General features: G+C 54.8%; 10 protein-coding genes. 2 read left to right on the top strand and 8 right to left on the bottom strand.

Features of this window, described 5'->3' with window-relative positions:
• On the bottom strand, positions 1-456 hold a 456-nt coding region (locus GX181_07875), incomplete at its 3' end, for an IS256 family transposase (GenBank protein ID NLM71859.1).
• A gap of 254 nt (positions 457-710) precedes the next feature.
• On the opposite strand from GX181_07875, the gene GX181_07870 reads away from it, so the two are divergent.
• Complete coding sequence (locus GX181_07870) at positions 711-2,258, top strand: IS21 family transposase (protein NLM71858.1); 1,548 nt, start codon at positions 711-713, stop codon at positions 2,256-2,258.
• On the top strand, positions 2,251-3,015 hold the full coding sequence (locus GX181_07865; GenBank protein ID NLM71857.1) for an ATP-binding protein: 765 nt from the start codon (positions 2,251-2,253) through the stop codon (positions 3,013-3,015). Before GX181_07870 ends, GX181_07865 begins: the two co-directional genes overlap by 8 nt.
• A 509-nt stretch (positions 3,016-3,524) precedes the next feature.
• Here GX181_07865 and GX181_07860 read toward each other — a convergent pair.
• The 7 genes from GX181_07860 to GX181_07830 all read right to left on the bottom strand — a co-directional run bounded on the left by GX181_07860 (position 3,525) and on the right by GX181_07830 (position 10,407).
• Positions 3,525-4,496 (bottom strand): glycosyltransferase family 2 protein, encoded by a 972-nt coding sequence (locus tag GX181_07860; protein ID NLM71856.1) that lies wholly within the window; start codon positions 4,494-4,496, stop codon positions 3,525-3,527.
• Between the two features lie 131 nt (positions 4,497-4,627).
• Entirely contained in the window at positions 4,628-5,518 is an 891-nt protein-coding gene (locus tag GX181_07855) for an NAD-dependent epimerase/dehydratase family protein (GenBank protein ID NLM71855.1), read from the bottom strand.
• Between the two features lie 490 nt (positions 5,519-6,008).
• Positions 6,009-7,487, bottom strand: coding sequence for a Fic family protein (locus tag GX181_07850; GenBank protein NLM71854.1), 1,479 nt, complete (start codon positions 7,485-7,487; stop codon positions 6,009-6,011).
• Between the two features lie 125 nt (positions 7,488-7,612).
• A complete protein-coding gene (locus GX181_07845; protein NLM71853.1) occupies positions 7,613-7,978 on the bottom strand; it encodes a hypothetical protein in 366 nt (121 codons plus the stop codon).
• 40 nt (positions 7,979-8,018) lie between these two features.
• Positions 8,019-8,957, bottom strand: a complete 939-nt coding sequence (locus tag GX181_07840) for a DUF4868 domain-containing protein (GenBank protein ID NLM71852.1) — start codon at positions 8,955-8,957, stop codon at positions 8,019-8,021.
• Positions 8,954-9,535 carry a hypothetical protein gene (locus tag GX181_07835; GenBank protein ID NLM71851.1) on the bottom strand — a complete coding sequence of 194 codons (582 nt, stop codon included), beginning with the start codon at positions 9,533-9,535 and terminating at the stop codon, positions 8,954-8,956. The genes GX181_07840 and GX181_07835 overlap by 4 nt, the downstream gene beginning before the upstream one ends.
• Positions 9,536-9,735: 200 nt before the next feature.
• Complete coding sequence (locus GX181_07830) at positions 9,736-10,407, bottom strand: hypothetical protein (protein NLM71850.1); 672 nt, start codon at positions 10,405-10,407, stop codon at positions 9,736-9,738.
• Between the last annotated feature and the right edge of the window lie 432 nt (positions 10,408-10,839).

The following is a 10,839-nucleotide window of genomic DNA, read 5'->3' as shown; positions in this document are numbered from 1 at the left end:
GTATATCTTCTTGTTCATGTTGCTTATGGTGGACGGACTGACACTGCTGCCCCAGAGAGCCTCCGTGATGTCCTCCACGCGCCTGAGGGACACACCCGCGAGGTACATCTCGATCATGGCCTCCTCGACCGAGCTCTCCCTACGGCGGTATCTCTCTATGATGGAGGTCTCGAAGGTGAGCTTCCTGAGCTTGGGCACCTTGAGGGTGACTTCGCCGGCCTTCGTGTGGAGCTTCCTGGTGTAGTGGCCCGCTCTCGTGTCCACCCGGTCGGGAGATCGTTCGTATCTGGCCGCGTTGCACAGGGCGTCGGCCTCGGCGTCCAGGAGGCCGTTCAGCGTGTCCTCCACGCTCTTCTTGACAATGTCGTTCAGATGGTTGCGTATCTCCCCCTCGTCGATGCTGATGATTTTTGGAGCCGGCAGTGTCCTGTTCGTCCTTTCTGTGGTATCTTTCATATGCGGCAGCCTCCGTTTCAAGGGTAAGTTTATTGTCGCAGATTAACTTTACACCCTTTCGGGGGCTGCTGCATACTCTTGGTTATTCTACTGCGACAGAGCCGCTTGTCTCCAAAACGAGAGCCACGAATCTCCTGAAATAGAGCCGGGGTTCTCCTATAGAGAGCCGGCGATCTGCCCTGAGGGAGCGAATCTCCTACAATTCGAATGCGCGCCGATGCGTGCGAATTCGAACAAGGGAGGTTTGCAGTGGTATGAAGACGCAGTACAGGGAGATTCTGCGGCTGGCATCTCTGGGATTGAGCGGGAGGAGCATAGCGGGGAGCGTTTCCTGCTCCCGCAACACGGTGGCTGAGGTGCTTGCGAGGGCTGCGAGAATGGGGCTGGCGTGGCCTCTGCAGCCGGAGGTCGAGGAGGGCGACTTGAGAAGGCTTCTCTTCCCGGAGAAGGAAAAGGAGAGGTCCCCTCGGACGCCCGACTGCGAGGCCATTCACCGGGAGCTGGCAAAGCCGAGCGTGACTCTGACGCTTCTGTGGGACAACTACTGCCGGAGCTGCCGGGAAGAAGGAGAGATTCCGTACCAGTACGCCCAGTTCTGCAAGATCTACCGCAAGTACGCCGTCGCCTCCAGGGCGACTATGCACATCGACAGGAAGCCGGGGGAGCGAATGGAGGTGGACTGGGCCGGCAAGGGAATGAAGCTTCGCGATCCCGCGACCGGGGAGGAGAGCCCGGCGCGTCTTTTCGTCGCGGTGCTTCCGGCGAGCCAGTACGCCTACGTGGAGGCCTTCCCCGACATGGGCATGGAGAGCTGGATACTCGGGCACGTCAATGCCTTCGCGCACTTCGGCGGGGTGCCCCGCATGGTGGTGCCAGACAACCTCAAGACCGGAGTGGACAGGGCGGACTGGTATTCCCCCGTCATCAACAGGACGTATCACGAAATGGCAGAGCACTACGGGACGGCGATAGTCCCGGCCAGAGTGCGTCGACCCAAGGACAAGGCCAGCGTCGAGGGGACTGTGAGGCACATCTCCACGTGGATCGCCGCGGCGTTGAGAAACAGACCCTTCTTCGACTTCGACGAGCTCAACCGCGAGATAAGGAAAAAACTGGACGAGCTCAACGCGCGCCCGTTCCAGAAACGCCCGGGGAGCAGGTTGAGCGCCTTTCTGGAGGAGGAGAGAGACTACCTCTTCCCTCTGCCGCTGAACCCGTACGAGATCTCGGTGTGGAAGACCGCGACCGTGGCCTTCAACTACCACGTCGAGGTGGACAAGAACTACTACAGCGTTTGCCACGAATACATCAAGCAGAAGGTCGACGTGCGCGTCACGAGCAGGATGGTGGAGATCTTCTACAACGGAGTGCGGATATGCTCCCACCCTAGGATCACCGGCGCTCCGGGACAGTACCGCACAGTGCCGGAGCACATGCCGGAGAAACATCGCAAGACAGCCGAGTGGAACGCCGAACGCTTCGTCTCGTGGGCGTCGGGCATCGGTCCCAATGCGGAGGCGGTAGTCCGGAGCCTGCTGGCCGGATGCAAGGTGGAGGAGCAGGGGTATCGGGCTTGCACGGGCATACTGAGGATGGCGGACAAGCACTCCGTCGAGCGTCTGGAGAACGCCTGTGCAAGGGCGCTGTCCTACACTCCGCGCCCCACAGTAAGGAACATCTCGGCGATCCTCAAATCCGGGCAGGACAAGGCGCCTCCATCCGTCGAGACGGCGAGAAAACCCGACGAAAGCCACAGCTTCATCAGGGGCGCCGGTTACTACGGAGGCAGACGCGATGCTTAACGAGCCCACGCTGGACAAACTGCACGAGATGAGGCTGCGCGGCATGGCCGACGCCTTCAGGCAGCAGCTCCGCAACGCGTCGATGAGCGGGCTCTCCTTCGAGGAGCGCTTCGGGATGCTGGTGGAGGCCGAATACTCCAGGAGGCGGGACTCTCTCATGGACCGCCTCTTCGCGAAAGCCGGACTGAAAATAGGGGACGCGTGCATGGAGGGCATCGAATACCACCCGGACAGAAAGCTCGACAGAGAGCTTCTCTCCTCCCTTGCGACCTGCTCGTACATAAGAGAACGCCGAGATGTCATTCTGGTCGGCGCCACCGGCGCGGGAAAGACCTACATCGCCTGCGCCCTCGGCAACGCCGCATGCCGGAATTATAACACCGTCAGGTACAAGCGGCTCCCCGAACTTCTGACGGACCTGTCGATAGCCAGAGGGGACGGTACCATCAAGAAGCTGCTGAACCAGTACAAGAAGAAGATTTCGCTTCTCATACTCGACGAATGGATGCTGACGCCTCTGGGCGGCTCCGCCGCCCTTGACCTTCTTGAGATAATCGAGGCCAGACACCAGAACGCCTCCACGATATTCGTGTCGCAGTGCGGTCCGGCCGGATGGCACGAGCAGATCGACGACGGCAGAGTCGCCGACGCCATTCTCGACAGGATAGTCCACAACGCCTACGAGATCGTCATCGACGGGGAGGACTCCATGAGGTGGAGGAAGAGCTTCAAGCGCAAAGCCTCAAAGAAGCTGTAGGTCAATAACGGCGGGCGAAGCCCCTGATAGGCGGCTTCGCCTCCATAAGAGCTGGAAGGGTGGCTCCGGAAATGGATACTCGTGGCTCTAAAACAGGAGACAGGTGGCTCTGAAACTGGAGACAAGCGGCTCTAAAAAAATAGAATAACCATCTTGAGCCCGATTGTGCGAAAGATATTATACGTTATCACAGAAAGATCTATAACGTATAATGGTAGTGTCAAGGGTCTTTCGCAAAAGTTGGATTCAGACAATAGCACCTTGAAAACCGATTCGGCTGTAGCTTACTTTTAGTATGTGTTTCGTCCTATACGGTGGATTCAATCTCTCCTTCCAGTAACGACTCCATGTTCATATACCGCTTCGTTCCCCACTGGTGAGAGAGCACGTACCGAAGTCGGGCCGCAACAAGCATCAATGCCGTTTCGCTGTCTGGAAGGCTTACCCACTACGTTGTTTCTTCTACGGATCTCTTATGACAGGAGGATATCAGATTTATCGAAACGTGTTCAAGGATCCCTATTCAGATATTTCGAACGCATCCTATAAAGAAACCTGAGCAGCGAATGTGGAATGAAAACTAGTAATGACCATTTGAGTGCAAAAAGCATATTTCCACGCCAAAATAGTTTCAAAGGAAGGAAAAATGATTTGTCGTGTCTCATGATACACCCAACCCAAGAACTGATAAGTCTTTTGTTCAAGTGAATTTTAAGGAGATTTGCTTCTTTAATATTTAGAGTAGGAACAAACCCATTATAAACATCTTTAGTCATTAAGTGATAGCTTTCCGGTGCTGTTTTTGTGACCATATTTACACAATCCCTATGATACACCGCCCCGATATGCGGACTCCACGCCATGATTTTTAATGAACAGATCAGCTTCAGCCAAGCGTGAAGATCTCCGCCGCGCTTCGCCTGCTTGTCCTCTGGAAACAGCGTTGGCGCAAAGGGTATAGTCTTTGATATTACTGTTACACCAGTCCAGGCCGGCCTTCCTCCTTTGATGGATAGGCGCAGGTAGTCCTCGCAGTTGATTTCGTGCTGCCCTCTGTGCATATTATTTTGATAATACGAGTCTTGCTTCTTTCTACCCTCCATGCTCGTTTCCCAGCCGCAGCTGAAAAACTTTACATGAGAATAGGCTTGGATCAGCTCTTTCATCCTCTCCAGATGTTCCGGGTACCACTCGTCGTCGGCGTCTAGGAATGCCACCCACTCCGCCTTCGCCTCCCTGATGCCTAGGTTTCTAGCGGCGTAGCCGCCGGGACCGGGGGTGTCGCGGTGGAGGATTCTGATTCGAGGATCGGTGTACTTTTGCATCTCCTCAAGGCTTTCGTCCGTGGAGGCGTCGTTTATCAACAACAGCTCATAATTCTGCCACGTTTGCGCCAAGACGGACCTGATGGCCCTCGCCACATGAGGCCCCTTATTGTAAACGGGTATGACAGCGGAAAAAAAAGGTGTTGAACTTTCCATCGGAACACACTTCCTCACAATCAATCTGGTCTGCACGGTTTTTCATAGCCAGCGTAAATAATAAGCCCGTTCTTATTATTCTAACTGGCGTTGCGTACTCTGAAGAAGGCCAAAGAGTAATAATTGCTATTTCAGCACAACCTCGGAACCCCAACTCTGTCCCATAAAAGCCTGTGCCATTCTACAAACCGCCTTATCCCCTCCTTTACCGGAGTCGCGGGCCTGTAGCCGAAGGTTCGCTCAAGGTCGACGGTGTCGGCCCAGGTGGCGGGGCTATCCAGCACGCGGAGGACTCCCTCAACTATGTCGTCCACGTAGGTGAAGTCGCGGCTCATGTCGCCGTTGTTGAAGACGTCGATGGGTCTGCCTTCGAGAATGGCGGAGGTAAACAGGAAGAGCGCCATGTCGGGGCGGCTCCAGGGGCCGTAGACTGTGAAGAAGCGCAGACCGGTGGTGGGGAGGTTATATAGCTTGCTGTAGCTGTGGGCCATCAGCTCGTTGCTCTTCTTGGTGGCGGCGTAGAGGCTGACCGGGTGGTCCACGCTGTCGCTTGTGCCGAAGGGCATGGTCTCGTTGAGACCGTAGACTGACGAGCTGGAGGCGTAGACGAGGTGTTCGACGGCGTTGTGTATGCAACCTTCGAGGATGTTGAGAGTTCCGCATATGTTGGAGTCGATGTAGGCGTGCGGGTTGACGAGGCTGTAGCGCACCCCGGCCTGTGCGGCCAGGTGGACGACTCGGTGGAACTTCTCGCGCTCGAAGAGGTCGGCGATTCCTTGGCGGTCGGTTATGTCGAGGCGGATGAAGCGGTATGCCGGGAAGAGCTCGCTTGCGACTTCGTTGCCCCACCGCGCCGCATCATCCGGGTTGATTCCGCATTCCTTCAGCCGTCCGTATTTAAGGCGGACGTCGTAATAGTCGTTTATATTATCGATGCTGACGACCTCGTCCCCCCGCTGAAGCAGACGAAGGACGGTGTGAAAGCCGATGAAGCCTGCGGCGCCGGTGACCAGAACTTTCATGGGGTTAAAGCCTCCCGTCGATCAGTTCTTTTTGGTAGATTCCCTTTACGTCGAAGATCACGCCCTCTGGGGTCACCAGGGAACGGGGATTGATACCCCTGAACTCGTCATGTCCTACTGCGACCACCAGAGCATCGATGGGTGATTGTGTTGTTGAGTAATTATATTGCTCGGAAGGGTGGAGTGTCAAATGGGAGGGCGCTAAAACCGAGATCCCTCCGTCGCTTCGCGCCGTTCGGGATGACAGAATCAGCTTCGCGCCGTTCGGGACGACAGAATTGGCTTCGCGCCGTTCGAGATGACAGAATTGGCTGCGCGCCGTTCGAGATGACAGAATTGGCTGCGCGCGTTCGGGACGACAGATGACCAAGTCCTTCCTCTCTCGGCTCCTCTGGACGACAGCGTACTGTCATCCCGACCGCAGCGAGGGATCTCGCCTTGGCCTGGCCCCTTTCCCCTCATGGAACAACGTCCGTCAACCCATCAACTCTCACTGCATCCGCAACGCGCGACTCCATTCCGCCAGGGCTATCGCGGTCGAGGTGTCCAGCCATTCGGAAAAACGGCGCAGCGTGCTGTCGTAGTCCTCGGCGTAATTGAACTGGAAGAGCTCCATCGCTGCCTGGCGCAGACCTACATCCTCCGTGACGGCCTCCTCGCGCAGGGCCTTGAGGTACGTGAAGCCCGACGCCGCGAGGATTCCCGTGTCTCCGTGTCCGTATCCGTGAAAACTGACTACGTAGTCGAAGTCCTGATCCGTCGCGATGGTCAGCCTCGACCATGCGCGGTACTTCTCCAGATTGGCGAAGTAGTCCAACGACCTCGCCGTCTCGATTATCTGCCTTTGGAAGTAATGACGCTGCTCCGAGCTGTTGCTCGCCGCGTTGACCCGCGCATGGAACGGGCTTTTCCCGGGAGGCGTCACCTCTTGCAGCCTTTGGCTGAGATCGGCGGCCAGCTCCTGGAATCTCTCCTGCGCAAACTCCAGCAACTTGTCGGCATGTGCGGCGACTGCGGAGACGGCCTCCCGCTCCTTGTTCAGCCTGGACCTCAGAAGCTCGATGGCCGAGCCGATGATCTGATCGGCGTACCCCGCCCGCCGGGTCTCTTGTTCCAGCCCAAGGGCTTTCAGTATGGCATCCTTCTGCCTGCGGGCGAAAAAGTCGACCAAAGGCTTGAGGTCCCCTAGGTCGGCGGTCTCGAGCGCTTCGATGTACTCCCTCCTGTCGAAATCCCTTACTACGAGCGGAAAGAGACCTTCTCGTATGAACACCAGAGAGGCCAGCGCCCTGGCCACTCGCCCGTTTCCGTCTTGAAAGGGATGAATCTGAGTGAATCTATGGTGGAGCCACGCGGATTTCACCTCCGGGGGGTAGTGCGCCTCGGACTCCCGATAAATGCGAATCAGGTTCCCCATCTCTTCCTGCGTGATCTCCGGCGGGCAGTAATGGTGCATCACGCCGTCCGGTCTGCGCGGATTGTTGGGGAGCGTCTTGTACTCGCCCTTTCGCAACGCGACTCTGACGCGGTCTCCCTGCTCCGTCATGGCCTCGACAAAGTCCTGGTGCTCCGTGAATCTCGCCTGAAGGCCCCTGATAAAAAACTCCGACAGCGGCTCGTCCCCCTTCACAAAGCCGAACAGCCCTTCGACGATCTCCAGATGGTCTTTGATGAGAGCATGAATATGCTCCGCCTCGTCTTGGGAGACCCCTGCGCGGTGAGAGATAACGGTCGACTCTATTCCTTGAGAGATCAGGATCTCCGTCACTCCGCGGTCCCAAGTGTACAGGCGCTCGACGATGCCGGTCTCGATGGCCCACTCGCGCTGCATCTTCTTGACGAACTCCTTGAAGGCGCCGTCGTCTTCCAAGGCTGCTTTTTTCTCACGCCAGACGGAGGCCAATGCGCGAAGCTCGAGAGAGTCGCACGCGCCAGGCGGCGGGAAGGGCTGTATGCGTTGGTATGTCATTGGCATGGCCTCCTTTCAGGGGGCGGCGAGTATTGTCATCTCGAGCGTTTTCTTTTCTGTCATCCCGAGCGCAGCGAGGGAAAACCCTCGATATCCAGCTGTTCTATTCTCATCGTCGTTCCTCCTTATCGTTGTAAGCCATAAGTCACCCTCAAAAGCGCCCGGATTGTTCGAAGAGCGGATTTCCCCGTTAGGCTGAATGCGGCTTCGACGATGACAAGGATTCGTTTTTTCATAGGGTTGCTCTTTTTCAGGATCGAGCCATTCGCTAGAGCCTCGGTTATGATGTAGCTACGACACAACATCAAGCTGGGGAGGCGTCGAATGACCTTGTCGGCGGAGTCCAAGTCTATGCGCGGCCCCTTCTCGTCGCGGAGGAGCTCCACGCACCGGATTGGTAGGGCGTATTCGCCGAAGGGGTGCCGCGCCGCGACTTCTTCCAGCAGCTCCGTTTCGGCGAGCAGATCGGTGTTTCCTATTATTCCGGTCATCTAGCGAAACCTCCGGTTTTTGGCATTTGCGGCAAAGCGACTACGCCGGATCTTTCGCTATGCTGGCGTAGTGTTGCCGAGTGAGTTCTGAGTGAAGAAAATCGTCGTTCAAGAGTCTCAAAAATAGATCCTGAGCTTTCTTGGTTTTCAACAGAAGCTTGTTCCTCTGTGGATTCACCAGAATCTTTCCGCTGAGCGAAGGGTGCGATAACGCGAAGGCAACGACCACTTCTGGCGATATCCCGTTATCGAGGACTGGCGATGCAACAGCGGATTTCGCCAGTTTTCTGGTGAAGGTGACATCGTCGAGGCGTGACTCAAGGACGGAAACATCGTCCAGCAGATTGGATGCGACGATCTTCTCAAGGCTCTTGATCGCCATCTTCTTGACGGTCTCCTGAAAGCCGAAGGAGCGTTCGAGAAGCTGCAGATCGAAGATGTAGTCCGCTCCGTCGATCCTCATGAATTCGAAGGATGCATTGATCCGCAAGATATCGTGTCGAAGCGGTTCGAACCGTGTGCCATCCCCGAAGAACGAAAAAAGCCCCTTCCTCAGAGTAAAAATAGGGTAGTGGTGTTTGTAGACAGCCAGTTGCTTGTCCCTCTGCCCAAGAATAATGATAATACCCTTTAGAGTGCTCAGCGGTTCTTTCATCTGATCGAAAAGTTCGAAGTCGTCGTTTTCCAGTACTTTCGCCAAGTTGAGCAGCGGTTCAGGCGGTGGATCCATGTCGTAGCGATAGACGCCGTTCGCTCTCTCGTCAGCCGATGAAAGATCAACTGGCGCGGCATCCTCAACGGCCTTGCGAACCGCGTCAATAAAGGCGTCGCGCAGTTCCGCATATGCCTCCTCGTTCAGATCCGCCCGCCTTATCATGGAAGGGAGCCCTTCGGGTTCCATCAAAAAGTAGAACTCGGCTTCGCAGTTCCTGTGCTCGACGACATCGGAAACCGAGTTAAAGAACTCCTCCCCGCTCATTTGACCACCTTGGCAAAGAAAACGCAATTATCAAGAGCGATGGCGCGTATACAGGTTTCGTCGTTCAGGCAGTCCTTGGTGATTATAATAGCTCTCGTCGTTTTCCCCGCCCTCTTGACGATATCCGCCGAGTAGAGCTTGAAGCCCAAGAGCGCAAGCGTTGGATTGGCGTAAAACTTGTCTGTTTTAACGTATATCGCGCCTATGGTGAGAAGCAGCACCGTCAGTACTGCTGTGTAGCGCGGCTGCGCAAGGTCGAGACCCGCGAGCGGGACGATGTATGTCATCAGAAATGCAAGATGCTCGAAATCTATGTTTTTGACCGATGAAACAGCAAGGGGGATAGACATGCTGCCCTTTATGCGATAGTTGAAAAGAGCACAGCACAAAATTCCGTATGTCAGAAACGCAGCGGAAACGAGGGGAGCGATGTTTTTTCGAAGCACAGCGCCCCATCCGATGAACACTCGAGAATCGCCGTCATACACTCCCGGATCGATCGTTATCACGATAATCAGGAGGAAGAGAAGGCAAAGCGAGGCGATGTAGAGTTCGATCTTTCGAATTGTACTGCGCATGCCGGGTTCTCCTTCCCTTTCAGCAAGTAAAAGGTTGCCAAAGGCATATCTACTCTATAAACAAATAATACTAAGCGTTTATTTCTTCTTTCACTCACCGGAGATCGGGCTTTCAGCCGGTTTTTCCCGCCGCAAGACGGCCCTCTCCATTGGGTTATTTCATCCAGAAAGCTTCACAATGCAGAGTAGACCACGGCTATTCACAAATTAGCAATGCTATTCGCATTCAGGTCAGCTACTATTACATTGTTTACAAATCGGCTTGCCTTAAAGTGAGACGCCACGCCTGTCAAACCCAACATTACAGCCAGATATGCGAAGGGCAGCCAGTTCAATTGAACGGCCTTGGACAATACGCCCAAACAAGTTAAAGCCAGCAAGGTGACCGTGGCCGTAAACAAATCCCGGCTTAAGAGGAAATCGCGGTGCGATCCCTTTACCATTGGGTCGTCCTTGTATTGCCGGAATAACGAGTACCACTTTTCGTTCTCATATCTTTCCCTTTCTTTTTTGCTTGAAGGAAGACCGGCAATAATGTCCGTGTACGCTATTTGAGCCTTATTAACGTCGAAACGAATGTCCTTGATTTTTTCCTTGGATATTCTGGTAAAAATTGTCTCGCCTGGCAACGGTAGCACTCCAAAGCATAAAAGCGTTCTCTTCGCTCGCTCTGTGTACAAGCTGTCGAAGACGAATGCCAACGCACTGATTGCACCGGCAAAAAAGGCCGAGGTCAACAGCATGTCGAAGTACTGAAATTGATAGTCGCTGGCACATGTGGCAATACGCGGCTTGCTCGTGCTCATCAAAACTAGAACATAGGCCCAGACATACCATTTTAGCTCGTTCGTGCGATAATCTTTCATCAACATTTATAATCAATCCCAATCTTCAACTTCAGTTGAGAAGGACAGGCTCTGCGCCTTGCCCCAACCTTCGCGTGCCGGCATGGCTCCATGATGATGACGAACTGTGGCTGAACGTGCGACAAACACTCTAACCCCTCTTCGTATATAAGCATTGGTAACCATCCGCCTGGGGTGATCAGAGCCTTCACCTACAGAAACAAACGCTGATTTCTGCGATATACAGCCTTTATCCACAATTGGCCCTACTATCCTATCTAAAACACTTGGCGAAACATTATGCCTCCCGCCATGGTGGATTGAGTCCTTATAATGGTGTAAATTCGAATTGAGCCATTCGCTCAAGCCTCGGTTATGATGTAGCTGATCAACCATCATCATATCGAGGAGGCGTTGAACTCATGGCTCGTATCAATATTACACTGGAAACGGAACTTT

The sequence above is a fragment of the Synergistaceae bacterium genome (assembly GCA_012521675.1).
Taxonomy (GTDB): domain Bacteria; phylum Synergistota; class Synergistia; order Synergistales; family Aminobacteriaceae; genus JAAYLU01.
Note: the sequence above shows the minus strand (reverse complement) of the source record. Positions and strands in the feature narration are given on the sequence as shown.